Origin of the sequence: Paenibacillus sp. 22594 (genome assembly GCF_052044425.1) — a bacterium.
Classification (GTDB): Bacteria; Bacillota; Bacilli; order Paenibacillales; family Paenibacillaceae; genus Paenibacillus_AQ.
On sequence record NZ_JBQENA010000004.1, the window covers coordinates 308,803 to 335,172 of the forward strand.

General features: G+C 50.4%; 23 protein-coding genes. 4 read left to right on the forward strand and 19 right to left on the reverse strand.

Going from position 1 to position 26,370, the window contains the following annotated elements:
* Positions 1-81: 81 nt before the first annotated feature.
* The 12 genes from ACTJKB_RS15520 to ACTJKB_RS15575 all read right to left on the reverse strand — a co-directional run bounded on the left by ACTJKB_RS15520 (position 82) and on the right by ACTJKB_RS15575 (position 14,017).
* Positions 82-1,236, reverse strand: a complete 1,155-nt coding sequence (locus ACTJKB_RS15520) for a glycerate kinase (RefSeq protein WP_440835118.1) — start codon at positions 1,234-1,236, stop codon at positions 82-84.
* Positions 1,237-1,271: 35 nt separating this feature from the next.
* Entirely contained in the window at positions 1,272-2,567 is a 1,296-nt protein-coding gene (locus tag ACTJKB_RS15525) for a GntP family permease (RefSeq protein WP_440835119.1), read from the reverse strand.
* Positions 2,568-2,772: 205 nt separating this feature from the next.
* Complete coding sequence (locus ACTJKB_RS15530; protein WP_440835120.1) at positions 2,773-3,684, reverse strand: GNAT family N-acetyltransferase; 912 nt, start codon at positions 3,682-3,684, stop codon at positions 2,773-2,775.
* A gap of 218 nt (positions 3,685-3,902) precedes the next feature.
* Entirely contained in the window at positions 3,903-6,086 is a 2,184-nt protein-coding gene (locus ACTJKB_RS15535) for a Tex family protein (protein WP_440835614.1), read from the reverse strand.
* 147 nt (positions 6,087-6,233) lie between these two features.
* Positions 6,234-7,442, reverse strand: coding sequence for an MFS transporter (locus tag ACTJKB_RS15540; RefSeq protein ID WP_440835121.1), 1,209 nt, complete (start codon positions 7,440-7,442; stop codon positions 6,234-6,236).
* A gap of 233 nt (positions 7,443-7,675) precedes the next feature.
* The gene (locus ACTJKB_RS15545) at positions 7,676-8,284 is read right to left on the reverse strand and encodes a TetR/AcrR family transcriptional regulator (RefSeq protein ID WP_440835123.1); all 609 of its coding nucleotides are present in this window, start codon (positions 8,282-8,284) and stop codon (positions 7,676-7,678) included.
* A 166-nt stretch (positions 8,285-8,450) separates the two neighbouring features.
* On the reverse strand, positions 8,451-8,801 hold the full coding sequence (locus tag ACTJKB_RS15550) for a type II toxin-antitoxin system PemK/MazF family toxin (RefSeq protein WP_019913013.1): 351 nt from the start codon (positions 8,799-8,801) through the stop codon (positions 8,451-8,453).
* A gap of 3 nt (positions 8,802-8,804) precedes the next feature.
* Positions 8,805-9,086, reverse strand: coding sequence for a CopG family ribbon-helix-helix protein (locus tag ACTJKB_RS15555; protein WP_025708964.1), 282 nt, complete (start codon positions 9,084-9,086; stop codon positions 8,805-8,807).
* A 212-nt stretch (positions 9,087-9,298) separates the two neighbouring features.
* The gene (gene alr, locus ACTJKB_RS15560; RefSeq protein WP_440835616.1) at positions 9,299-10,480 is read right to left on the reverse strand and encodes an alanine racemase; all 1,182 of its coding nucleotides are present in this window, start codon (positions 10,478-10,480) and stop codon (positions 9,299-9,301) included.
* Positions 10,481-10,704: 224 nt separating this feature from the next.
* A complete protein-coding gene (locus ACTJKB_RS15565) occupies positions 10,705-11,790 on the reverse strand; it encodes a LolA family protein (protein ID WP_440835124.1) in 1,086 nt (361 codons plus the stop codon).
* Positions 11,791-11,951: 161 nt separating this feature from the next.
* Positions 11,952-13,163 carry a hypothetical protein gene (locus ACTJKB_RS15570; protein WP_440835126.1) on the reverse strand — a complete coding sequence of 404 codons (1,212 nt, stop codon included), beginning with the start codon at positions 13,161-13,163 and terminating at the stop codon, positions 11,952-11,954.
* 11 nt (positions 13,164-13,174) lie between these two features.
* The gene (locus ACTJKB_RS15575; RefSeq protein WP_440835127.1) at positions 13,175-14,017 is read right to left on the reverse strand and encodes a methyl-accepting chemotaxis protein; all 843 of its coding nucleotides are present in this window, start codon (positions 14,015-14,017) and stop codon (positions 13,175-13,177) included.
* Between the two features lie 315 nt (positions 14,018-14,332).
* On the opposite strand from ACTJKB_RS15575, the gene ACTJKB_RS15580 reads away from it, so the two are divergent.
* Positions 14,333-16,396, forward strand: a complete 2,064-nt coding sequence (locus tag ACTJKB_RS15580; protein ID WP_440835128.1) for a methyl-accepting chemotaxis protein — start codon at positions 14,333-14,335, stop codon at positions 16,394-16,396.
* A gap of 178 nt (positions 16,397-16,574) precedes the next feature.
* On the opposite strand, the gene ACTJKB_RS15585 is transcribed toward ACTJKB_RS15580, so the two are convergent.
* The 3 genes from ACTJKB_RS15585 to ACTJKB_RS15595 all read right to left on the reverse strand — a co-directional run bounded on the left by ACTJKB_RS15585 (position 16,575) and on the right by ACTJKB_RS15595 (position 21,057).
* On the reverse strand, positions 16,575-18,278 hold the full coding sequence (locus ACTJKB_RS15585; protein WP_440835130.1) for a methyl-accepting chemotaxis protein: 1,704 nt from the start codon (positions 18,276-18,278) through the stop codon (positions 16,575-16,577).
* Entirely contained in the window at positions 18,275-19,477 is a 1,203-nt protein-coding gene (locus ACTJKB_RS15590; RefSeq protein WP_440835132.1) for an ABC transporter substrate-binding protein, read from the reverse strand. Before ACTJKB_RS15590 ends, ACTJKB_RS15585 begins: the two co-directional genes overlap by 4 nt.
* A gap of 377 nt (positions 19,478-19,854) precedes the next feature.
* A complete protein-coding gene (locus ACTJKB_RS15595) occupies positions 19,855-21,057 on the reverse strand; it encodes an MFS transporter (RefSeq protein ID WP_440835617.1) in 1,203 nt (400 codons plus the stop codon).
* 269 nt (positions 21,058-21,326) lie between these two features.
* Here ACTJKB_RS15595 and ACTJKB_RS15600 point away from each other — a divergent pair, with 269 nt between their 5' ends.
* Complete coding sequence (locus tag ACTJKB_RS15600) at positions 21,327-21,902, forward strand: TetR/AcrR family transcriptional regulator (RefSeq protein ID WP_440835134.1); 576 nt, start codon at positions 21,327-21,329, stop codon at positions 21,900-21,902.
* Here the strand turns inward: ACTJKB_RS15600 and ACTJKB_RS15605 are convergent.
* From ACTJKB_RS15605 to ACTJKB_RS15620, 4 genes are all read right to left on the reverse strand, one after another.
* A complete protein-coding gene (locus ACTJKB_RS15605; RefSeq protein ID WP_440835135.1) occupies positions 21,876-22,055 on the reverse strand; it encodes an aspartyl-phosphate phosphatase Spo0E family protein in 180 nt (59 codons plus the stop codon). The two genes, ACTJKB_RS15600 and ACTJKB_RS15605, sit on opposite strands and share 27 nt — an antisense overlap.
* A 176-nt stretch (positions 22,056-22,231) precedes the next feature.
* Positions 22,232-22,990 carry a DUF3600 domain-containing protein gene (locus ACTJKB_RS15610; RefSeq protein WP_440835137.1) on the reverse strand — a complete coding sequence of 253 codons (759 nt, stop codon included), beginning with the start codon at positions 22,988-22,990 and terminating at the stop codon, positions 22,232-22,234.
* A complete protein-coding gene (locus tag ACTJKB_RS15615) occupies positions 22,980-23,564 on the reverse strand; it encodes a sigma-70 family RNA polymerase sigma factor (protein ID WP_440835138.1) in 585 nt (194 codons plus the stop codon). The genes ACTJKB_RS15610 and ACTJKB_RS15615 overlap by 11 nt, the downstream gene beginning before the upstream one ends.
* Before the next feature lie 184 nt (positions 23,565-23,748).
* On the reverse strand, positions 23,749-24,165 hold the full coding sequence (locus ACTJKB_RS15620) for a MarR family winged helix-turn-helix transcriptional regulator (RefSeq protein WP_440835139.1): 417 nt from the start codon (positions 24,163-24,165) through the stop codon (positions 23,749-23,751).
* A 268-nt stretch (positions 24,166-24,433) separates the two neighbouring features.
* On the opposite strand from ACTJKB_RS15620, the gene ACTJKB_RS15625 reads away from it, so the two are divergent.
* Both ACTJKB_RS15625 and ACTJKB_RS15630 read left to right on the forward strand, forming a co-directional pair.
* A complete protein-coding gene (locus ACTJKB_RS15625) occupies positions 24,434-25,567 on the forward strand; it encodes a stalk domain-containing protein (protein WP_440835140.1) in 1,134 nt (377 codons plus the stop codon).
* Positions 25,568-25,571: 4 nt separating this feature from the next.
* A complete protein-coding gene (locus tag ACTJKB_RS15630; RefSeq protein ID WP_440835142.1) occupies positions 25,572-26,351 on the forward strand; it encodes a TatD family hydrolase in 780 nt (259 codons plus the stop codon).
* Positions 26,352-26,370 lie beyond the last annotated feature (19 nt).

The following is a 26,370-nucleotide window of genomic DNA, read 5'->3' on the forward strand; positions in this document are numbered from 1 at the left end:
CTGGCCGGCATACTTATGACTATGATCCCCATACACCAAAAGGCCCTGAAGATAATAAATTCTCCAGAGCCTCTGCTTATGCTATTCGCTTAGTTTCAAAATTCTCGCAATATTCTCACAGGTCCGCTCTACGTTCTGCGGCCCCTCGGCCAGCAGCTTTTCCAGCCCGTTGGCCCCGGGAACAATGCCGAAGATCGCGGTAAAGCCCTCATCATACAGGGCCTCAATACCCTCGCCAATGTAACCGGCAATAGCAATGACTTTTATGCCTCTGGCTTTGGCAGTGCGGGCTACACCGTAGGGTGTCTTTCCGAACTTCGTCTGGAAGTCAATGCCGCCTTCACCGGTGAACACAATATTGGCCCCCGCCAGCTTATCCTTCAAACCAGTGTATTCTATCACAATTTCGATCCCCTTCTGGAGTACCGCTTGGGTAAAGATCATCAGCCCCGCGCCCAATCCTCCGGCAGCACCCGCTCCCGGCAGATCACGTACATCCTTGCGAAGCTGCTGCTTCACAAGCTCAGCATAATGGGCAAGATTCGCGTCCAGCTTCTGTACCATCTCCGGGTCAGCTCCCTTTTGCGGGCCAAATACCCGGGAAGCGCCCTGCTCCCCACAGAGCGGATTCGTCACATCACACGCTACAATCAATTGTACATGCTGCAGGCGTTCGTCCAGCGCTGTAATATCTATACTTGCCAGTCTTCCCAGACTGCCGCCCCCGCGGGGAAGCTCCGCTCCCGACTCATCCAGGAATCTGGCCCCGAGCGCCTCGGCCATGCCTGTACCGCCGTCATTCGTCGCACTGCCTCCGATGCCGATAATGATTTTGCGGATGCCCCGGTCCAGGCACTCCCGGATCAACTCCCCGGTACCATAAGTAGTGGTGATCATAGGATTCCGGGTTTCCTGCGACACCAGATGGATACCGCTCGCGGAGGCCATTTCAATCGCCGCAGTCTGTCCCCCGCCGAGAATGCCAAATTTGGCGGTAACCTTTTGCCCGAGGGGTCCGGTGACCTCTTTATAATGGATTTCCCCGCCCGAAGCATCGACCAGTGACTGTACGGTACCTTCCCCGCCGTCAGCCATCGGCACATGAATGTAATGAGCAGCCGGATAGATCTTCCGGAGCCCCTTTTCCATTGCGACACATACTTCCTTAGCGCTCATGCTCTCTTTGAAGGAGTCCGGTGCCAGTACAAATGTTTTCTCTTTCTCTTTCTCTCCCATATCCTCACCCCATGCCAAATATTATAGTCTGTGCCTTATAAGAAAAAACCGTAGATTAACGTTGCCACAATGGCCATCGTCCCGCCTACAACCGCTTCATAGGGGATCAGCCCCATCCGCTGCTTAATTGACATTTTCATACTGTCCGCTGTGACATGGAAGTAATTCCCCTGCGGCAGGGAGTCGATAACAGTTGCCCCGGTGTGAACCATTACGGCTGCGGCAAGCGGCGCGGTGCCCATATTCAGAATAGCTTGCCCGAACGAACCTGTCGCCAGGATAACACCTGTTGAGGTAGAGCCTGTAGCCGCCGCCATCAGAATACCGGAGATCGGCGCCAGGAGGGTTCCTGAAATTCCCGCCGTCTGAATCAGGCTGACGATCTGGACGGACAAGTCGGAAGCGGCAATCAGTCCGGCAATCCCGCCGGCACCGATCAGAATCAGCACCGTCGCTGTCATTTTATTCAGACCGGAGGAAGTGTACGCCAGAATTCGGTTCCCCTGGCCCATGGCCAGCAGACCAATGACTCCGGCAATCGGCAGAATGTACAGCGCGTCAACCTTAATGCTGGACAGCACGTCAATACCCGCAATCGAACCGATAGGATTGATCATCAGCAGGATGACCGCAACAAGCGGTGCTACGATAGCCTTGCCAAGAGGCGGATATTTGGAGTTGTCTGCTTCGTTGTATACTGCTTCCTCATCCAGCACCTTCACACCTTTATTTTTCAGAAGCGACGCTACAATAACGGTTACAATCAGGCCGCAGACTGCCGGAATGAAGCCGGCCAGCATCACATGGCTCAGATCCAGATCGAACCCCCGTGCAGCGGCAATCGTATTGGGATTGGGCGAGATGATGTTCCCCGCTTTCCCGCCGCCGGAAAGTGCCAGCAGCAGTGCCATTTTTGAAATCCCCATTTTGTTCCCTACCGACAAAGCAATCGGTGCCACTATCAGTACAGCTACAGGTATAAATACACCGACCGCTGTAATGATCATCGTCGCCAGGGCTAGAGCCAGAATGGCCTTGCTGCCGCCAAATTTTTTCACGATGGCCTGCGCTATCGTCTCTGCCGCCCCGGATTCCATCATCACCCCTGCCAGTACACCGGCTGCAAGCACGCGAAGTACTGTACCCATCACACTTTGTGTACCGCTTACGAGTACGCTGACCGTCTGTTCCAGATTGGCACCGCCAATCAGCGCCCCCACGATGGCTCCGAGGAATAAAGCGTAGACCGGATTCAGCTTTCTCAGGATCAGAATGATCGCGATTGCCAGTCCCGCCAGTGCTCCGTACCAGCCTATTGTTAACCCTTCCATTGTACAGCCTCCCATAACTCTTGTTGAACACGCTTTCAGTATAAAGGCTGCCCTATATAAAAAAATATTGATGATCGGACGAAATGTATTGTGCAGTTGACCAAAAGAAAACCTCTTGTAAATCACAGCCAATGGCTGTGATTACAGGAGGTTGTGATCCATAGTGGAATATAACGCGCTAAATGCTGCTGCCAGCCGGTGACCCTTATAGCTCGATGTAATATCTGGTTTCTTCGCTTTCCGTGTGAAAACCAACAGAATGATAAAGAGCCTGGGCGGAATGGTTGTCCGTTCCGGTTACTAGTGAGGCCGTTTCAAGCCCATGCCCCTGTAAATATTTCAAGGCGTGGCTCAGCAAAAATCGGGCAATCCCCCGTCTTCTCCAGGGATCCCTGACAAACACATCCTCAACAACACCACCCTCGTCTTCCTGCCAGACCATTACACTGCCAACAATCGTTCCTGCTTCGCGTGCAATGATGGCTGTCCACAGCGGATGACTGCGATGCTCGGCAAGCCGTTTTGCTCCAATGGGAGCATCCGGCCACACCTCAGCTTCTAGCTGCATATACTGTTTCTGCTCCTCAGGGGTCTCCATACTCCATTGTATGAAGTCCACTCCTTCAGGGAGCGGCAGCTCCGCAACAGGCTCATTCAAGTCACGTTTCAGGCTATATAAGCTGTGTAAATACTGATACCCCTGCTGCTGCTGAAAATAACGGTGGCAGCTCTCTTCCGCCAAGTAGTTCCCCACACACAGTATAGTTCCATGACTGTCCGGCAGCGTCGCTTTCAGCTCATGAGCCCGGGCCAGCAGGCGTTCATACACAGAATCCAGCAGTTCCACATCCTCTTCCCTGCCCGGGAAAGCCTTCAGATTCAGGAAGATCTTGTGCTTGCTATCCGTCACACATTCGGGTGCAATGATATTGAATACGGCAACCTGCCCTTTGGCGACCATCTGTTGTCCTTCAAAAGCGCAAAACACATTCGGATAGTTCTCTTGTTCGCCTACCCACCAAAAAATCACAGGATCACCTGCGGTCACCGCCTGATAAAATTCACCCAGTGCCGGCATGTCGTCCTGCTTAAAATTCCGAATCACGATTTCATTCAATAATGTCTCCACCTTTTCCTATATTATTCCAAATCATATCATGACGGAAAATAGTGCAGGTAGCTAATAAATGAATATATCTATTCAGTACCTTAAGCCAAAAGGCAGTTACATTGTGTAGAATACATTACTGTAGTAGTTCCCGAAGGAACGCCTCCATTTGGATATTAAAAAAGCCATCTGCTTCGACTTCCGAAACAGATGACTGGCTTAATATTTTACTTTGCGCCTCCGGCATTATCACGCGGCGGGCGCATGGTCAGGCTGACACGGCCCTTCTTCAGGTCGACACCCATCACCCATACGGTAACGTTGTCTCCCACGGAGACCACGTCCATCGGATGCTTCACAAAGCTCCCGCTTAGCTGGGAAATATGCACCAGCCCGTCGTTCTTGATGCCGATATCGACAAAGGCGCCGAAATCAATTACGTTGCGTACCGTTCCCTGCATCTCCATGCCGGGAACCAGGTCCTCGATCTTCAGCACATCCGTGCGGAAGATCGGCAGCGGCAGCTCCTCACGCGGATCGCGGCCCGGACGCTGCAGGCTCTCCAGGATGTCGCGCAGCGTAGGCACGCCGACTTCAAGCTTCACAGCCAGCTCAGCGGCATCCTGTGCCTCCAGCTGTGAGGCGACTTCCTTGCTGCCGAGCGAGGATACATCCAGCCCCAGCTCGCGGAACAGACGGTCCACCACCGGATAGGATTCCGGGTGGATAGGCGTCCGGTCCAGCGTGTTGTCGCCGCCGGGAATGCGCAGGAAACCGATGCACTGCTCGTAGGATTTGGCGCCCAGGCGCGGCACCTTCTGCAGCTGCTTGCGCGTGGTGAACTTGCCGTTCTCCTCGCGGAACTTCACAATATTCTTGGCAATGGTCGCATTGACTCCGGCGACATAGGACAGCAGGGAAGCGGAGGCCGTGTTCACGTCAACACCGACGTGGTTAACCGCCGATTCTACAACACCCTTAAGACTCTCCTCCAGATGCTTCTGGGAAACGTCATGCTGGTACTGCCCCACACCGATCGCCTTCGGATCGATCTTCACCAGCTCCGCGAGCGGGTCCTGCACGCGGCGGGCGATGGAGGCGGCGCTGCGCTCCGCCACATCCAGATCAGGGAACTCCTCCTGCGCCAGCTTGGAGGCTGAATACACACTGGCTCCGGCCTCATTGACAATGAGGTACGCCAGCCCCGGATCGCCGATCTCTGCGATGACTTCGGCGGTGAACTGCTCCGTCTCCCGCGAGCCGGTGCCGTTGCCGATCACTATGAGCTGTATGCCATATTTGGCAATCAGCTCTTTGAACTTCGCCGCCGCCTCTTTCTTCTTGTTGTTCGGCGGCGTCGGATAGGTGACCGCCACCTCCAGCAGCTTGCCGGTGTCGTCCACCACGGCCAGCTTGCAGCCGGTGCGGTAGGCCGGGTCGACGCCAAGAACGCTTCGACCCTTCACCGGCGGCTGCAGCAGCAGGCTGCGCAGATTTCCGGAGAAGATGGAAATCGCTTGCGTTTCCCCCTTTTCCGTCATCTCCCCGCGCACCTCGCGCTCCACGGAAGGCGCGATTAGCCGCTTATAGGCGTCCTCGGTCACGGCTTCCAGCAGGCCTTTGACCGGGGACGGCCCCTTAATCAGCTTCCGCTGGATAAAAGCATGAATCTTGTCGGCAGTCACCTCGATGCCGACTTTCAGTACGTTCTCCCGCTCGCCGCGGTTGATGGCGAGAATGCGGTGCGGCGGCATTTTATGTACCGGTTCACGGTAATTATAGTAATTCTCGTAGACGCTCTCCTGCTCTGCATCCTTCGATTCTGACACCAATACGCCTTGGCTGGCTGTATATTGGCGGACCCAGGAACGGATCGCAGGATCGTCTGCAATGTTCTCCGCTATGATATCCATCGCACCTTGAAGCGCCAGCTCGGCGCTTTCCACACCTTTGTCCACATCTATATATTTCGCGGCTTCCTCCAGCGGGTTGCCCTGACGGCGTTGCTCCATGACCCAGTCTGCCAGCGGTTCCAGCCCTTTTTCCTTAGCCACACTTGCTCTTGTCTTGCGCTTCTGCTTGAACGGACGGTACAAATCCTCCACTTCCTGCAGCTTGACCGCCTTCATAATCTGCTGATGCAGCTCCGGCGTCAGCTTACCCTGCTCCTCGATGCTGCGGAGTACATCCTTCTTGCGGTCCCCCAGATTACGCAGATAGCCCAGCCGCTCTTCAATATCACGCAGCACGTTCTCGTCCAGCTCGCCGGTCATTTCCTTACGGTAGCGGGCGATAAAAGGAATCGTATTCCCTTCATCCAGCAGCCCCACCGTCGTCCGCACCTGCTTCACACTGATGCCAAGCTCCTTGGCAATCGCCTGTGTGATCGTTTCCTGCTCTTGACGGGCCAGCGCTTCTTCAGCCGCCGGACCCCCTTGATTTGTATCCACTGTCAATGAAATCCCTCTTTCCGTACACGATCTGTGTTCATATGATCTCTACCTGAAATAGTATCACAGATTAGCTCCGCGCCAAAATCCGGGAGGAGCTGCAGACCATTACTTTACCTGCAGGCCGGGGCGGCTCATCCGTTTTCGTGAACCGAGCGACAGCACAAAACAGAGTACGAGTACAAGCGCAGCCACAGCGTATGGAAAGTTAATATCCAGGTCAAACAGGACGCCTGCGACAATAGGTCCGGCAATATTCCCGAGACTTGTATAGGCAGAATTCATGCCCATCACGAAGCCCTGCTGTGATTCCACGGCCATTTTGGAGAGCTGTGTGCCGACAGCAGGACGCAAAATATCCATGGCAAGAAACACAATGAAGGTCACAGCGACGATCGCCCAATAGCCCTTTACAAATAAGGTCAAAAGGATGAACAAGCCCGCAGCAAGCAGAGAGGCCGAGATGACCTTATTTTCGCCAAAACGGTTCAAAATCCAGCTGAACGCCGTAACCTGAATCACAGCTCCCGAAATCGAGCCAAAGGTCAGGACAAAGGCGATATCCTTGGGCGTGAACCCAAACTTGTGATCCACAAACAATCCGAATACCGTCTCATAATTAGCAAGCCCGAAGGAAAGCACAAAAACGATCAGCAAGCCGAAAAAGTAGGGTTCCCGGTAGGAACGCACCAGTTGGGTGATAAGGCGGTCTTTACTCCCCTCCATGGACCCGGCTGTGGCAAGCTGCTCCCGTGAACGGGACTCCGGCAGTACAAAGAAGGTTACAACGGCAACGAATGCCGCAGCACCAGCGGCAGCGAAGAAAGGCACACGAAGGCCAAGCTCAGCAAGATAGCCCCCCAGACCCGGTCCGATAATAAACCCGGTAGTAATGGCAGCATTAATCAGTCCCATGCCTTTAGCCCGTTCCTCCATAGAGGTCGTATCCGCTACATAGGCCATGACTGCAGGCATAATCAGGGCTGCTCCGGCACCTCCCAGCATTCTCGACACAAACAGCAGCCAGCTTGATTCGGCAAGACCAAACAACAGCTCCGACACTGCAAAGACAACCAATCCGCAGACAATGATTTTTTTGCGCCCCACTCTATCGGACAGCCCGCCAGCCCAAGGGGAGAGAATCAGCTGGGTCAGTGAAAAGGCGGCCACCAGCAATCCAACTATACTGCCTCCAATGTGCAACTCATTCATGTAAGTAGGCATAATCGGAACAACCAGACCGATCCCTGTAAAGGCTAGGAATATATTCAGCATCAGGAGCAGCATCGCGCCCCGGTTTCTAAGTAATAATTTCATTTGAAGTAACCTCCGTATTCCCAGAACACAATGTTCATATCTTTGGTGTTCCCGTTAGTTATTAATATTTTCCGCACAAGACCGACCATCCGGTCTAATTACAGACTATAAGAAAATCACCCAACGGGTAAATACCGCGTAGTAATTTTAGCTCATTCCGCCATTTTGCCCGTTCGCGGCGATTTCAAAGGTACATTCTCTAATCTTGCCATATAGGAAATATGCCACGTCCCCTACCGCACACGCATACCCTGCAACAGCAGCGCTATCGCTTCCCGGTAATATTTCATGATATCATTCGGCGCATGAACAACGGTCATAATCTCGCTGACTCTGCCGATACCCTCCAGCAGTCCGCTCACAACGATTACATAATTGTCCAGATCGCCTCGGACCAGATATCCGGAGTCCATCCCCTCTTGCAGAAGATTGCGGCAGGCTTCCGAGCCGGACTCGTAGAGCCGTGCAAGACGCTCTTGAACGTCGCCAGAAAGGGCCCGGGATCGGGCATATTCCTCAAGTGCCCGGATCAGCGGGTTCTGGTAATCATTCGCATAATGCTCGCCAAGGGCATAGAACCGCTCTTCGAAACCGCTGATGCTGCTCTTCTTCTGTGTCCACTGGAGCAGCCATTGCTCTGTATCATCTTCCACAATATACAGGAACAGCTCATCCTTGCTGGGAAAATGATGATACAGGCTCCCTTTGCTGACCTTGGCCGCTGAACACACCTCGTTCATAGTTACCGCTCCGTACCCTTTTTGCACAAACAGCTGTGCTGCCTTCTGCACAATGCGTTTCTTTGTCTCTTCTCCGTCAGAACGTCCTTTAATCCTGACCACCTCCCTCTAGACCGACCGTACGGTCTAATTATAGCACAGGGTTTTCTCAAAGTGAAATGGATACCGCCTGCCCGGCATAGAGTTCATATAAAGTTAAAAAAGGCACACCGGGTTATCCCGAGTGCGCCTTCCCATACATTACCATGCGATTTATAGTCTGCCTGATTCAAAAATCAATCAGTCCCAGGCTGATTTGCAGCGAATCGTCCACCAGTTTCATCGTTTCGTCATCCAGGTGGGTGATCTTATCGGTTAAGCGTTGTTTGTCAATTGTCCGAACCTGCTCCAGCAATATGACGGAATCCCGGTCAAAGCCGTGAGCAGCCGCATCAATTTCCACATGCGTCGGCAGTTTAGCCTTCTGAATCTGGGCAGTGATGGCTGCCACAATGACTGTCGGGCTGAAGCGATTGCCAATATCGTTCTGAATGACCAGTACCGGCCGTACTCCGCCTTGTTCTGAACCCACCACCGGCGAAAGGTCGGCAAAAAAAACGTCGCCGCGTTTAACGATCAATATCTACACCCCGCTTACTAAGCGGCCAAGAGTACTGTCTGCATCTTCCTCCGCGAGAAACGCCTCGCATGCCATGGTCAAATTGATTTTAGCCATTTCCATATAGCCACGCTGCATCGAATCGCGTATGGTTCGTTTCCTCCGTTCGCTTAGATACAGCTTCATGGCCTGCCTGATCAATTCACTCCGGTTGGAGTTCTCCAATTGGACGATCCCATCCACTTCCTGCAAGAGATGATCGGGCAAGCTGATCATGATTCTTTTGGTGTTCTGCAAATTGGCCACCTTCTCTTCCACCCCCACAAACCTTCTGCCCTTGTGTTCCAGTGTTACAATATACAAGGAATTTTATACAAGGAATATATGCCGCCAGTATATCAAGTATGCTGCATTCCATTATAAACTACAATTGGCGGTTCGTATAGACCATAAGTCATACTAGTCTACACGGCATAATCCTTCTATTCAGTTCCTGCATGAGTAACACGGCAATGACATTAGGTCTGCAGCAAGGGGTTGACCAGGTTCGGAGCAGCGCCTTCGCGTACATACACACGCGGCACCCGGTGGGCCAGCATACAGATTACCTCGTAGTGAATCGTTCCAAGATGGAGTGCCAGTTCATCCGCCGTAATGGACACGGCGCCCTGGCGGCCGATGAGAACAACCTCTTCGCCAGCTTTGATTTGTTCCGCTTCTTCAGCGAAAGATTTGAGCGTTACCATACACTGGTCCATGCAGATCGTTCCGACGACAGGAACGCGGCGTCCGCGTATTAGCACCTCCGCTTTGCCTGTTAGCATGCGGGAATATCCGTCAGCGTACCCCACAGGAAGCGTCGCAATGATCTCTTCGCTGTCTGTGAAATACCGGGTGCCGTAGCTGATTCCCCAATCGGGCGGCAGGGTTTTGACATATACCGCCTGCGTTTTCAGCGTCATTACCGGTTGTAAAGCCACAAGCTCGTGGTTCACCTCTGTGGAGGGATAGAGACCGTACAAGCTTATGCCTACACGCACCATGTTTCGGGATAGAAGAGGTGTATCAATGGCCGTAGCGCTATTGCCCGTATGTATGATCGGGATGTGAATGTTTCTGTCCCGAAGCGTTTCGGCCACGCTCATGAACCGTCGGTGCTGCAACAGTGTATAGCTTTTGTCTTCTTCGTCTGCTTTGGCAAAATGTGTGAACATTCCCTCCAGCTCCGCCTGCGCTACAGAATGCACTTCAGCGATGAAATCAGGCGCGTCAGCCGGTAAAAGCCCCAGCCTTCCCATCCCGCTGTCAATCTTGATGTGCACCTTCAGCCGGTGCTCCGGTGTGTCTGGAAGCTGTCTTACCGCCTCAAGCACCTCCGGTGTGAACAGTGTTACGGTTACATGGTTCTTCCAGGCAACGGCTATTCCTTCCGGTGAGGTGTAGCCGAGTACGAGAATAGGAATTAGTATTCCCGCTTCTCGCAGCTCCAATGCCTCATCCAGAAAAGCTACACTTACATAGTCCGCTCCGAGCCGTTCCAGCTCCCGGGTCACTTCCACAGCCCCATGGCCGTACGCATTACCTTTGACGCATCCCATGAATTTGGTCTCCGCTGGAAGAACCTTACGGAAGGCCTCATAATTGGCACGCAGATCATCGAGATTAATCTCGGCTACTGTAGGTCGATAGCTTGCTTGCACTTCAGGGTCACCTTCTAACATTGTAGTAAAACATCTCCTGCAGCATCTCATTGATTTAAGTCTTACTGTCAATGGTAATGCTAATGGAAGGCGGCTGTCAATGTAAGCAGGAACTATCTTTTTGCAGAACTGCCACCGGGCCTGTCCTCGTCAAGAAGATAAAAAAACGGACACTGCATGTAGAGGAATGACTCCCACAATACGCAGTATCCGCCTACTGATATTTACTTACCCGTTTGTTCCTCCATAGAAGCGGCGATTTGCATCATTTCGTTAACCGGGAGATTTGCGCTGGTAATCCGGTACTCCACACCATCACTCATCCAGGTAAGTGTCTGCTGTTCGTCACCGCTGAGGAGACCTACCGTGAAGCCCAGATCAATCACACTACCCGGAGCGAGCGAGACAGCACGGTCCAGCGGACGCGATTCCATAATCGTATACTGGTAGGTTCCGTCATAACGGATCAGCACAGAATGATCTTTACTGTCCTCAATTTTGTTGGAGTCCTTAAGCTGCACACCAGCAGGAATATAACCTGGTTCAATGATTCCGAAATCACCGAGCTCAGCGGCTACCGGCTGCTCTGACGGTTTACTGTTCTCCGGTGCAGTCACCGGGTTGCCGTTCTCGTCAACTTCCGCCACCGTGCTTTCGGATGCTGTTCCAGTGGCCATATTCTTTTGCATATCAAAAGAATCCTTCGTGAATTCCGGATCGAACTTGAAGCTGTCGAACTTCACATTCACCACAACCTTGGCTTCGGAGTCAGAGACCTGCACCTGCTTAGGCTCATAGGTCTTCTTGGCTAGCCAGATCTTCTGGCGGACCAGTGCACTGCTCTGATAATTGGCCGCTACCTCGAACACGTAGTTGTCTCCGTCCTCCACAAACTGGCGGTTGTTATCGGAGACAATTCCCCGGACCAGTGTTTGATACAGATAGACCTGACCTTGTTTGTCCGGCCAGTCGCTCTGGAAGCGGAAGCTTTTGCCAAGGCTAGGTGTCAGTACGAATACGCCCTCATCATTGCGCAGCACGATTTGCGTCACATCCTTCTGGACGTTCGACAGGCTGATCCGGTAGTAAGAAGGATTCTTGTACCAGACCTCCACCTTATACTCCTGTGGCTGCTCGCCGGTGTACAGCGTCATCGTGCCTGAACCCTGGTAAGCCCCCTGCTTGCTCTCCAATTTATCAGACACATTGTTCAAATCCTTGACCACGGAAGCGGCATCCTTCTTCCCGCACCCCGCAAGCACCAGGGTCACGCTCATAATGATAGCGAGTACCCATGTTATCCGGCGCATGACATCATCCCCTTAACCTGTTTTGAAAAGCATTGATTAGTACATGTCTATGAGGGACTTGCCTGCAATATGCAGACGGGCATGACAAGCAGGAAGGATAATCACGGGCGGCCGCCCAGGCGCACCAAAAAGCCCGCGCACGCGCGGGCTTGCTGAACTGATTATTCTTTGAACGGAATGAGCTGATAGTTATAGACGGTGAAAAACCTGCCCTGGGTGAATAATATATCATCAAAATAGATTGCCGGCTGTTCTCCAACTTTGAGCGGGTAAGCAAATGAATACAGCGTTTTGTAGCTTTTCCGGTCCAGCACGGTCAGCGCTGTTTTTACATTCATGCTGCTATCGGACGAAATGGAAATGTACTTGTCATCCATCCGCAATCGGTAGGATATTGCTCTAACAGGAATGGGGGCAAGCGGAGTATAATTCAGTTGTTCGCCGCTGCCATTCAGTACATAAAACCCTTTATTATTGGCAAATAATAGTTTGCCGTCCAGGACATATAGTCTGTTTGTTGTCGGATCAATTCCCTTTGTCCATTTCGCTTTGCCGTCTATGCCTATAGCAGCCAGCAGCGTGGTACTCTCTGATTTCTTTATTTTGAGGATATAGGTATCATTGTCCAGCTTAAGCGCTTGCTCTACTGTACTATATGCATTTAACGGAAAACTGGTTTTTTTCTTAAGATTCCAGTCGTGAACGTCAAAGGATACCGATTGCCCCTTTGTATTGGATTTGAGGGTCAATACTTCATTCGCTGCAACTCCGCTAATAAAATGGGAAGGCTGCATTCTCTCACTTTCGAAACTTTTACTCCAGGCTACTGTACCGTTCAGATTCACTGCGTAGACCGAGGAGTTGTCATGCACGAACAATTTATTGTTTATCAGACTATCAATCTCCACCATCCTGGGAAAGATAACCTCCCAATTCATTGTCCCCTTGGGACTAATGGAATAGAGCAACGTTTCATTAGAGAATTGCTTCAGCCCCGCTCCAACGATACTATACAAGTTACCTGCCTTGTCAAAACAAACACGTTCACCGAACTTGAACCCCCCATAAATCGGAAGCTGCCACTCCACCTTATTCGTCTTGGCATTGATAGTAACGATATACTCCTGAAGCATCTGCCCCTTATCATTACGCGGATTCTTGCTCCAAAGGGGCTCCTTGAAGTACAAAAGTCCGTTCGCCGTTCCTAAATAGTCATAGCCATGAGTAGAAACAGGGAAGTTGATCGGGTCTTGCTGCTCCAGTTGCGGCTCCGTACCGGTACCGGGATTCACTGCTTCTGCAGCAGCAGGCATAGGACTCAGCAATACAAGTACAGACATCAGCATAATTAGTAGACTTGGAATCCTTTTCATAACTACTCTCCTCAGATCAGCCGCGCGATCTTCTCAATCTCTACGGCAGATGCGGCCATTTGCTGCATGGAGGCGGTAATTTCCTCCGTCGCTGCCGCCTGGCGTTCGCTTTGAGCCATACAATCCATCAGCGTTGCATCCATCTCGTTAATGTTCTTCTTGATCATCTGCAGGATGCCGGCGATATCCTTCGCAGACGATGCGCTTGATACGGACATCTTCCGGATCTCCTGAGCGACAATACCGAATCCGCGCCCATGCTCTGCCGCATGTGCAGCCTCAATAGCGGCATTAAGGCCCAGTAGATTGGAATTATCCGCCACTTTCCGGATGAAATCCAGAATCTCATCTGTCTTGTGAAGCTCCTCTACAACCCTCTGGCCCAGCACCTTCAGATCGCTTACGGTGTTGGCCAGTTCAGAGGCTGTCCCGGCAATCTCCTCCGAAGTGGAACTGATCTGTTCCGAGGTTACCGCCAGTGAATTCGCCGCATAGCTCAGGGTTTCCTGATTGCTGAGGCTGATCCCTATCGTGAACACGCCCACAACCGCCCCGTTCTTGTCCTTAATTGGGATAGAGGAGGATTTGAAGGGCCAACCGTAGATTTCCTTCGGTATATTCGCACTGGCCGTTTCCCCTGTCTCCAGCGCTAATCGTAATCCCCCGTTTTGCGGAATCGGAGTGCCTTCTTGTATGCGGATATCCAGCTCCTTCCCCGGAAGATAGTAGATAAACTTCTCCACATCCGCCAACGCGAACATTACATCAAGTGGAAAGAGTTGCTGCACCAGCGGTAATGATATTTTCAAGGATTCTAGCAATTGCTCGATGTCTGTTTCACTTGGGCTTTTCATGATTGCAACAGCTCCTACGATAACATTTTTGATAATTATAGCACATGAAAAACTATAGCAATATTAGATATCTTACCCTTAAGACCATAGACCTGGTTTCATATTATCTTCTATTCGGAGAACCAAATATTCTTATATTTCTATCATTTTTTTTACACAAATACTTGTTACAACTAGATTACAGTGATCAGTGATTTATCTGAATATCAAGAAGGGAGAATGTCAGATTTTCTCATTAAATTAACGCGATTTTATAACCGATAATGTAACGTGGCCATTTACAGGTTACTTAAAAAAACAGAGGAGAATGAGCATATGGGGAACATAAACAAAGCAACTAAAAAAATAGGCAACATTTCTTTGAGGGTCAAGCTTCCCATCTTACTAAGCTTGCTGGTGGCCGTCGTTCTCTTGGCGACTTCGGTAACAGTATATCTATTCTCATCGGATTTGCTGCTCCGGAAGAGCAAGGATGAAATCAACGCAAACGGCGACCGTATAGGTGAGGGATTGTGGACGGCCATGCAGTTGCAGGAGCAGACTTCTTATGTCATTTCTGTTCATAATACGTTTAAAGAACTATTGAAGCTTAGAGCAGAAGGCTCCATTCCGGACGATGAGTTCTTCTCATCGAAAAACCCGCATTTTGACAAAGCTAATACAATACTGCTGGATAGTTTAAAAGGAACAAAGGGAACTGACGCCATGCTCGTTCTGGATACAAAGGGAACTATTGTTGCCGGAACAAAACCTGACACGATTAGCCAGTCCAGATCAGACCGGGAATACTTTACCCAAGCGCTAAAAGGAGCCCCATTCATCAGTGATGCGATTACGTCTAAAAGCAGTACAAAACTAATCATTGCTTTTGCCCAGCCCATCAAAGACTTGGACGGCAAGGTACTAGGCGTGTTTGCCATGACCGTGGACAGCAGTTTCTTCACCGATAAATTGGGCGATATCAGAATTAATGGCCAAGGAGCTATAGTTATTGTGAGCCGGAGCGGAATTATCCTGTACAACTCAAAGAGCTCCACCCAAGTCGGGCAAAGCATTGCCGATAACCCCGGGACCAAAGCCTTCCTGGAGGATCGGGCAGCCGGAGAGATAAAGACTAATTCTGCCGAAACGGGAGATAGTTATATTAGATACAGCAAAATCCCGGGAGCGGATCTGATGATTACTGTATCCGATCCCCTCGACGATATCCAGCGGCCTATAAGCGATATGTTCCGAAAAATGATGATCGTAACCATTATTGCCCTGCTCGTTGCGATTGCTTTCGGACTACTGCTATCCCGCTCCATTACCAAACCTGTTATCCGGTTGACCTCACTGTTCAAAACTTTGGCGAATGGTGACTTGACCGTGACAGCAGATGGGAATTATAAAAGTGAGTTCAAGGACTTGGCAGACAGCTTCAATGTCATGGTCCGGCAAAATAAAGAGCTCATCACCAATATGAACCATTCAATTGCAGTGCTCAATACAAGCACCAATGAGCTTGAGGAGACCTCCAAGCAGACCGCACGTTCGATTAATGAAACCTCCGTAACTTCAATGGGGATTGCCCAGGCGATGGAGCTTCAGTCTAATGACACTGAACATATCGTTGATAAGTTCTCTGGATTCAGCAAGAAAGTGGCTGCGATGAATGATAATGCACAATCGGTCAGACAGAGAGCTGAAGAAATCGTCGAAGTCTTCCATACCAGCAATCAGGTTGTCGAGGGTCTGATCCAGATCAGTGACAAGAATGAGCAGGAGGTCCAGAAAATCTCCGCCATCACCGTTAAGCTTCAGGACAGCTCCAACAGCATCAGCAATATTACAGGAGCCATCAACCAGATCGCGACTCAAACCAATCTGCTCGCGCTTAATGCATCGATTGAGGCCGCAAGGGCCGGAGAGCACGGAAGAGGCTTTGCAGTAGTAGCTTCCGAGATCCGCAAGCTTGCTGAGCAGAGCTCGAAGCAATCGAACGATATCTATGAGATCATCCAACAAAACCTTGCCTTCGTAGCAGAAAACAATGATAGCGTGATTGAAATCAATAATATTTCCTCTGAGCAGGATGAGCTCGTAGGGCAAACACAAAAAGCATTCCAGACCATTCTGGACAAAGTCACAGACATAACGGTTCAAATTAAAACCATGGCTGATGAAATGACTCAAATGCAGAAAGACAAAGATGACGTTCTTGATTCGGCTCAAAGCCTCTCCGCTACCGGAGAAGAAGTCTCCGCATCGGTAGAGGAAGTTACAGCTACTATGATGGAGCAATCCTCTACCGTTGAACAACTGGCGGAGATGGTGGGAACGATTGATCAGCTAACGAAAAACCTGGCAGAAGCAGCGGCTAAATTCCGGGTAGAGTAACCCGATCAAGCAGAGATTCCCTAAATAGTGAACGGTGACCCACATGAAAGCACTTTTTAAAAAGGTGATCTTCTTGTGGGTCTTTTGCTGGTCTCCGTCCAATTGTCCGGGTACACCGGCAACAAAAAAGATGACCCCTGAAATTCAGAAGTCATCTCCTTGCAAGTTTTGATCCTCTTTATACCGAAAACTTTGCTATACTCTCCTGCAGTTCTTGGGCCAGCTCAGACAGCAATCTGGAAGCAGCCGCAATTTCTTCCACGCTGGCTAATTGTTCCTGAGCAGAAGCCGAGACGTCATGCGCTCCCTCGGAAGATAATACAGTCATCTGGTTAATCTGCTCAAAGGCAATTACCAATTCGTGCGTTTCGTGTGACATTCCTTGGGAAGAATCCGACACACTCTTGATCTGTTCGTTGATTTCTTGTATAGATGCTTCAATTTCCGCGAAGGATTGCCCGGCGATCCGGACGGCATGTATTCCCAGCTCAACTTCCTTTTCTCCCTGTACGACCATTTCAATGGTCTGGCTGGTTTCCAATTGAATGGAATGAATAACATCAGATACCCGCTTACCGGATTCAGCCGTTTTCTCAGCGAGCTTGCGCACTTCATTAGCCACTACAGCGAAGCCCCGGCCATGCTCCCCTGCTCTTGCCGCTTCGATTGCGGCGTTCAGGGACAGTAGATTGGTCTGAGAGGCAATATCCGTAATAATCGCAATAATATCTCCGATTTCTTTGGATCTTTCGCCTAAGGAACTTACGACCTGCGATACATCAACCACATTCGCCGATACCGTTGACATTTGCCGGATTGCTGTTTCAACCGCCTGAATACCTTCTGAAATCAAGCTGGACGCCATATTCACCGATTCTTTGACGTGGACGGAACGCTCTGCTATTTGTGCAGCCTCTCCATCCATCTTCTGAACGAGCGCAACGCTGGCTTCAATACTGCTCACCTGTGTCTGTGTACCTTCAGCCACCCGCTCCGTAATCATGGCAACATGCTCTGTTGCCTGACCGGTCTGCTCAGCACTGGCAGTCAGCTCCTCGGATGAAGCCGCAACCTGTTCTGCATTCGAGCCCACGTCCTGAATCAGTACCCGCAGATGATTAGCCATATTGTTGAAGGCCACTGACAATTGACCGATCTCATCTTTATTTTTAATGTCAACCAACGTATTTCTCAAATCACCATCCGCAATCTGCACAGCCATCTTCTGAAGTCTGAGGATAGGGTTCGATATCATTCTGCTGATCAGAATGGAGGCAATTGCTCCAATCACTAGAGCAGCACCAGTCAGGGCAAGCACCAGCAGCTTAATCCGGGAGACTTCATCGAACGTATCATTGGCTTCTACCGTGAGATCATCCACCTGCAGTTTAACCAATCGTTCTGCAGTGCTGCTGAATTTATTCAGTACAGGACCCTGTGATTCAAGAATTTTGAGATATGTCTCCGTATCATTTTGTTTTTTGCTGTCTATGACCTTCATTGCTGTGATGCTGTAACGCTCCTGCAGCAGATCAAGACCGGCGAGGATTTGCTTGTCACCGCGATCATTAATTAACAATTTCAATTCTTCCAGTACGGTACCGAACTTCGCACGGGCATCGTTGAACATAGTAATGTTATTCTCGTCCCCGTTGACGAGATAGCTGTTAAGGCTGGATTTCTCCATCTCCACAGCAATTCTCATATCCTTGATCAACTGAACGGATTGAGATTTATTCGTGAGCAGATGGGTATAGGATCTATTCACCTTCGAGAGATAGGCATAGCTGCTGAAAGATACAACGAGCAAGAGAATCAGAACCAGTCCAAAGCCGCTGTAGAGCTTTTTTCTTATCGTAAATGTGCCTAGTAGTCTGCTCATTTCGCTGGCTCCTCCTTTGTTCCCTGCAGGGTGTCAATAGCCTGTATCCGATATTCCTTAGCCCCGCTTTCAGGAGTGGTGGTGCCGTCAATAACGTGACTCAGTATTAATTGAAGAGCATTTTTCAAGACCACTGCATTTCCGGGTGAAGGAGGATCGATCGGCGACGAATGGGTTTTCAGATAATCAAGCAGCTTGTACTGCTCTTTGCCCGCTTCATCTACCTTGGCGGATAGTCCTGAAGAGATCACTTTAGATACCGGAACTCCGCGTTCTCCTTTGAGGATATTATTGGCTTCCACATTATTTACAAAGAAGTCAATGAATTTGACGGCTTCCTCCGGATGTTTCGAATAGGAAGAGGCCATTAAGAACATCGAAGGCTTGATGAATCTTCCCTCTGCTTCCTTTGATATTTGTGGAAAAGGCAGCAGGTGGATCGCATGTCCGGCAATTTTGCTTAGTGCAGTGGTATGGTTACTGAACCCAAAGTAAAAGGCTGACTTTCCGGTTATTAAAGGATGATTCTCATCAATAGGCCAGTCCTTCAATGAATCCTTGCTCAGCAAGCCTTCGTCAACCCACTTTTTATACAGGGTAAAGTAATCTGCCAGGATCTTATCGTCATCATATCCAAGCCCCGTCCCGTCAGCATTATACATCTTAACTCCCCGGCTTCTCAGATAATAGTTAACATTAAGCATGTTGCCTAAAGGATAAAAATCCGGGGTGGTTATGGATTGTTTCAACTGCACGAGCGTTGCATGAAGGTCATCAATCGTGTAGTCCTCTGCTGGTACGGTGATCCCTGCTTCCTCAAAGAGTTCGGGGTCGTACAACACCGCTTCTGAATTCATTGCAATATTGACTGCATATAGTTCCTTATTTTTCATCCCTGGAGCCAGGGTATCAGGTGAAATATCCGTTGTGGATAATAGTTTATTCTTGATATACGGATTGAGCGGCTCTACCAAATCCCGGTTAATATAGTTGAAAATAAATTCATAATCTCCCTGAATGATATCCGCGGTGTCCTGGTCAGCGGTTTCTACAGCCAATTGAGCAGCTACATCATCGGCTCCCGAATAATCCTCGGTAATGATCTTGACGTTGGGATGACTCTTCATGTACAGTTCCACTACCTTGAGGGTATCTTCTTTCCGCTGCTGCTTCCCCCACCAAATATACTTCAAAGTCACTTTCTGCTCTGCTGTTTTCTCTTTGGTTTCTTTAGCAGAACTCGTGCAGCCCGTTAGTGCAGATAGTACTAATAGACTAGTTAAAACCCATAAAACCGTGCGAAACCTCTCTTTTTTCAATAAAACCCCGCCCCTTTTTGTCGAAATCCGATAAAATTTTAGACATTTTGTAGTTTTTTGTCTAATTCATTTTTATATATCGGATAAGCCATTCACTTTTTGAATAAGCCCTGAAAGAGGTACTGCAAAGCTTGGGTCATTCATCATCACAGTAGCTATTTGGCGTTCTTCATAAAAAAGAGACCGATCTCTAACACTGGCTTGATCCAGCTTAGAGAGCAGTCCTTTTTAACAACACATGTATTGTCCTTGTTGCCTTACGCTTGTTTTTTCTCCGTCAAGTAGTACAAGAAGGCCAGGACCGGCAGCGCCAGCCCAATCAGTGTGGTCAATCCCCAGCCGCCATAGGCATAGGACCAGCCCCCGAGCGAGGAGCCAATAGCTCCGCCTATGAAGAAAATCGCCATAAACAATCCATTCAAGCGTCCTCTCGCTTCACTGCCAAGAGAATATATCGCCCGCTGCCCAAGCACCAGATTTCCCGATACCCCCATATCCAATATAATCACTCCAACCACCAGCAGTCCCAGCGTCACTTTGGAATCACCCTGAAACAGGTAAGCCAGCAGAAAGGCAGCGGCCGCAAGTCCAAAAGCAAGACCCGTCAACGGCCTTGTCCATCCCCTGTCAGCCCATCTTCCTGCAATTGGAGCAGCAACCGCACCCGCCACACCTGCCAGAGCAAACAAAGCGATCCCTTGCTGAGTCAGGTGATACGTATCAGCCAGCCGCAGGGAAACAGTCGTCCAGAAGAGGCTGAAGGTTCCGAAAAGACTGGCTTGATACATCGCCCGGCGCCGCAGCACAGGTGTATTCTTCAGAAGTGTACCCAGGGAACGGATCAGTCCGCCGTAGTTCATTGAAGGTACAGGCCGGCGCTCTGGAAGAACACGGGATAATAGAATCGTCAATAGAGCGATCACTACAGCAGATATGGCAAAGATCGCATGCCAGCCCCAGAGGCCGGAGATGAAGCTGGCCAGCGGACGGGCAAACATAATGCCCAGCAGCAGCCCGCTCATCACATTTCCCACTACCCGGCCCCGGTGTTCTTCAGTTGCCAGATAGGAAGCATACGGTACCAGAATTTGAGCAGCTACAGAGCCGAGGCCAATAAATAGTGAGGCGCCCAGAAACAATGATGCATTCGGAGCGAAGGTGGCCGCAACCAGAGCTACCACCACTACGCTAAGGGAGATCACGGTAAGGCGGCGATTTTCAATAATATCGCTAAGAGGCACTACGAACAGCAGACCAATAACATAACCAATCTGGGTTAGTGTCACAATCAGACCAGCAGCTCCTGATGAGAGATGAGTAGCTTCGCTGATCGGTCCGACCAGCGTTTGGGCATAATAGAGATTGGCCACGATTAGACCGCAAGATGCCGCCAGCAGAAAAGTGATCCAACCGGGTACTGCATTACTACCCTGTCTTTTTTGTGCATGTTTCACGTTCATCGTTCGAGTTGCCTGTTTTACCTGGTTCATGTGAATACCACCCTCCATTTAAATACTAAACGTATAGTTCATTAATTATGTTTTTATGATATACTGAACGTACAGTTTTGTAAATAGGTAATTTGCAGTTTTGCCTGGACAGTATATTCATCTCGATTTATCCTGCGTCAGACTGGCTAACTTCATATATGTTTTCGTATAATGAACGTATAGTTTCTCAAGTGAACCGGACTATGGCTAGGGTATATTGAAATCAGGAGGATTGGAATATGGATAAAAAAAGAGGACGGCCACGCAACAACGAGGCTGAGGCTTCCATTCTTGCCGCATCCTATGATTTGCTGCTGGAGGCGGGTTTTGGCGCGGTAACCGTTGAGAAGATTGCGGAACGGGCGAAAGTCAGCAAAGCGACGATCTATAAATGGTGGCCCAATAAAGCGGCCGTGGTGCTTGATGGATATCTGTCCGCGGCATCTGCCAGACTTCCCGTGCCGGACACGGGTTCTGTACAGGAGGATATTCGAATTCATGCGACGAATCTGGCTGTTTTTCTATGCAGCCGTGAAGGAAAGGTTATTACCGAGTTGATTGGAGAGGCGCAGTTCGATGCAGGCCTGGCCGAGGCTAACCGAACCAGATTCTTTGCACCACGCCGCCAGGAAGCCAGGGAGCTGCTGGAGCGTGGGGTAGCCCGGGGTGAACTTAAAAAGGATTTGGATGTGAATTACAGTATTGATCTTATGTATGGACCGATATTCTACCGGCTGCTGATTACAGGGGACATGCTGAATGGGGAATTTGTAGAAAAGCTGTTGGCGTTAGCTTTCGAAGGGATTCGCGCGTAGCGATTCTTCTCTTGTATATTCATTAATTAATTCATCCAGCTTCATGGATTGCTCAATCACTTTCGGATGCAGCAGTCCATAGGTTATTTCGATCTCATTCAGCTTCCTGCGCTCCGTTTCGATGCGCTGCTGAATGGCTTCCAACTTCTTCATATACATAACCTCCCTTAGGTATTTTAGAGGGTTATGTGAAATTATAGGAAGTAAGGCAAAATGCAGCATTGAATGAAAAACCGCCGAAGTGCAAGGTTATACCCTCCGGCGGTTTTTTGCTGTGCAATGGATTTGAGGCGAGGGTGCTGCCTCTATCCGGGGCAGCCTTTAGCCTTTTACTGGATTGGCTTGAGCATAATACCCAGCTTCTCCAGATATGGGTTCAGCTCCTCGATCAACCGGGACTGACTGTCCAGGTCCGTCTTGGTAAACCGGTCCGGATGAGTACTGCCATCCGGGTCCGTTGCTTTGGCATTAAGGAGATTAAATTGACTGATTAATTGCTGGAACTTGGCCAGCTCTTCACCGCTGAAAGTCTGCTTCGCCTTGGCAAGCTGCTGTTCCCAGAACGTATCGGAGTCCACCTGCTTCACCGGTTGTTGCAGTGCTCCGGTATTTACCAATTTGCTGAAATAGGGCTCAAGCTCTGCCGCCAGCTTGTGATACCGCTCCTGATCCGCAGCACTCAGCTTCTCGGGATGAAGTGCTCCTGCCGTATCGGCAATCTGCAGATTGAAACCGCCAATCTCATGCAGCAACGCGGTCAGACTTTTGAAATCCTCCTTACTCAGGTTCTGCTTCGCCTGCTGGAGCTTGGCTTCAAGCTGGTCATACTGCTCAAGGGTGCCGCCGTTTTGAATATAGTTGTCCTGTGAACCATATACGGAATCAGCCAAATAATTGTATCCGGCAAAGACTCCGGTCGGGATGATCAACGATGCTGCTATTATCGTAGCTACGAGCCATTTTTTCATGCGTCTGCCCCCTTGTCCGGGTGAAATCCCATTCAGAATCTTCCCCTTCAGTTCCGGTGGGGCGCTCCAGCCTTCGGTTTCTGCTTGCAGCGTCCGCCGCAGGTTCTCTTCAAGACTCATGCAGATCCTCCACCTTCCCTATTCTAATGGTGTCAGCCTTTTGTTTCCGGCGCAGCTTCTGCAATGCAGCATGAATGCGGGATTTGACAGTCCCCAGCGGAATGCCGAGGATTGCTGCGGCCTCTTCCTGGGAATATTCCTGCAAATAGTGCAGAACAATGACTTGCCTCAGCTTGTATGGCAGACTGTTCACCTTATCCATGAGCATCCGGCTGGACAGCCTGTCTATGACTTCACCGGCAAAATCAGCATCCAGGATTGGGGCAGTGTGCTCCGCTTTCTTTGTGATCCGGAGCTGTCTCCAGCCTTTCCTCCGGTAAGCTTGAACCTGGCGCATCACAAGACCCATCAGCCAAGGCCTAAACGCCCGGGTCCCATCATACTGCTCCAGCGAGCGGTGCAGCTCGAGATAGATATCCTGCACCACATCGTCCGCATCGGAAGGCTCGGAAACGAGGAAACGCACAGTCCGGTAGACATCGCGAACAGTCGCTTCATACAACTCCCCATAGGCTTCACGGCTGCCGGCCAGCGTGCGCGCTATGAGCTGCGAATATTCGTTTTGCTCTTCCATCTGTCTTCCCCTCCTTCAGGCTTACACTATGTATTGGAAGGAAACGCTCAGATCGTTCGATTTATTTTTAGGATTCATTATACGGGACCACAACTGAAAACAAACAGAACCCTCCATAAATGGAAGGCCCGACTGCTCTTATGTATGTCTATTTTTTGGTGCTCCATCAGGGAGTTATCACAGCTTACAGCTTAATCTTCTCCAGTAAAGCAAGCAGCTGCTGTTTCTCCTCCGGTACAAACTCCGCATAGACTGCATCAAGAAGCGTTTCTGATACTTCCTCAAAGATGGGCTGGAGCTCCCGGCCTTTAGGTGTAAGCGACAGGCGGTGTATCCGGCCGTCCAGCGGGTCCTGTTCCCGTTTCACATAATCAAACCGCACTAATTTGTCTACCAATGCCGTTATCGTTGACTTGTCCTTGTCGATTGAGCAGGATAACTGGTTCATCGTGATGTCTTCCCGGGCAAACAGCTGAAACAAAATGTCCCCGTGTGAAGGGGCAATTCCATGAATATTATGTTTTTTGAGCTCCCGTTCAATGAACTTATTCCCGCGCCGGTGAATTCGGCCGATGGCCGCCAAGATATTATTCTCATTCATTCTTCCATGTTAAATTTATGCAAAAAGAGTGTCAAGCCCCTCCTGTATCCGAATACCAAGCGCGAAGCCACCGTATCCTTTGCTGCCCACCGTGGTCCGGGTGAAGTGATCCGTTAGCAATCACATTGCCATCTGTAGCCGGGATTTCCTACACTCTGCCCAAACGTAACAGTCCTGACTTCTTATTGTTAACGGATCGTGGCCCCCGGGCAGATCATTTACAGTATAATTGAACAGATTGGAACTTTTAGACTCTGGAGGTTATTCTGTGAAAAAAATACTGACCGCTTCCACCCTCGCCCTGCTAATTGCCGGATGTGCGGCAGCTCCCACTATAGATTCGATATCCGCCGCCGCACCACTCACACTGACTGTAGATGGCCAGCCTGTTCTGCCCAAGCTTCATCCTTTTCATTCCGGGGAGATCCTGTATGTTCCCGCAAGAGCGCTGCTGGAATATTATCCGGTTGAATTGAAATGGGATAATGCGCGCAAAAAGCTCATCCTAACCGATAACAGCTCCCGCACGGTTCTTTCACCCGGCAGTTCAGCCATACAGGTTCAATATACGCAGACGGACGGCGGTTATGAAGACAACCTTGAAGGGCCTGTCCTTTTGAAGGAGGGACATGTGTATATTTCGGCCGGTACGGTGTCTTCATTAACTGGGGCCGAAGCCAAGCGAACAGCTTCTGGAAGTGCAGTATCCATTACGTCTGGAGATGTCAGTACATCCGTGCGGGTTCCCGCTGAACCATTGGCGGTTGCAGCTGGCACCTCCGGCAAAGTCAAGCTCTATGCGGCCCGGAAGGATGGCAGTACCTATAAAGGGTTCATACTCGAAGTGAACGGCAAAAAGCACAGTTTCAAATGGGAAGCTCCCAGACTTGGGTCTTACCCTCCGGTGCTTTACTATGCCGATGTGGATAACGACGGGAAGCCGGAAGCTACAGCGGTATTCAGCCTTGGTACAGGCACAGGCATTTCATTGGAGGAGGTCCATGTGGTCAAGCCGGAAGAGTGGAAGGAGCTTGCGGTACCGGCAGCAGAAAAGGTTGCTTCGGCAGCTGTCACCTCCAAGATCTCGCTCGACAACGGCGATGTTGTGGTCCGGCTTGAGCTTGCCGGCCCTGCTCCATCGAAGGTTACCTTGAGGCTTCCCGGCCGTGCCGGGGATGGCGGTTTGAACCATTTTGGCACACAGGTTGGGATTGGGGCAGGTACTCATTATCAAGTGGCAAATGGCAAGCTGAAGGCAGAAACCAGTGTAAATGCTGGAATTGAGGAGAGTCTGGGGACATTGATACTGGACTACAAAGCAGGCAGTGGAGGATTGAACCTGGACTCGATCCGGTTTGAACCCTACGATACTACTAAGCAGTATGTGGAAAAGGAGCAGTGAGCCAATGATTGATGCCCATATTCACCTTGAGCAATATACAGATTCAGAACTGGAAACCATGCTGCATGGGCTTCCGGAGTATGACCTCCACTCGCTGGTTGCCGTCTCAATGAATCTGGACTCCTGCATCCGCACACAGGAAATCGCTGCACGGTATCCAGGCCGGGTGAAGCCGGCCTACGGTTTCCATCCCGAGCAGCCGGTTCCGGCAGAAGGAGAGTTAGCCGCGCTAATACAGTGGATCAGTCAGCACGCGGAAAATATGGTGGCTATAGGCGAGATCGGGCTTCCCTACTATTCAAGAGCCGAAGCGCTAGAGCGCGGTGAAGCTTTCGACATGGAGCCCTATGTGCGGCTTCTGGATGAGCTGCTTGCTCTGGCTGCCCGGCTGGACAAGCCGGTGATCCTGCATGCCGTCTATGAGGATGCCGTGACCGCCTGCGATCTGCTGGAGAAGCACGACATCACCAGAGCTCATTTTCATTGGTTCAAAGGTCCGGAAGAAGCGGTTCTTCGCATGATTGAACGGGGCTACCACATCTCCTTCACACCGGATATTGTATACGAGCCGGAGATTCAGGAACTCGCACGGCGCTATCCGCCGGGGCTGGTCATGGCCGAGACGGACGGTCCTTGGCCGTTCGAAGGCCCTTTTGCCGGACATCCTACCCAGCCGGCAATGGTTCATGACGTTGCGGCAGCTTGGGCAACGCTGCATGGTTATTCCGCCGACCAGGCGAAGGCGATGCTGACCGCCAATACGGCACGCTTTTATCAGCTGTAGCCTTGGGCGGCTCAATGGC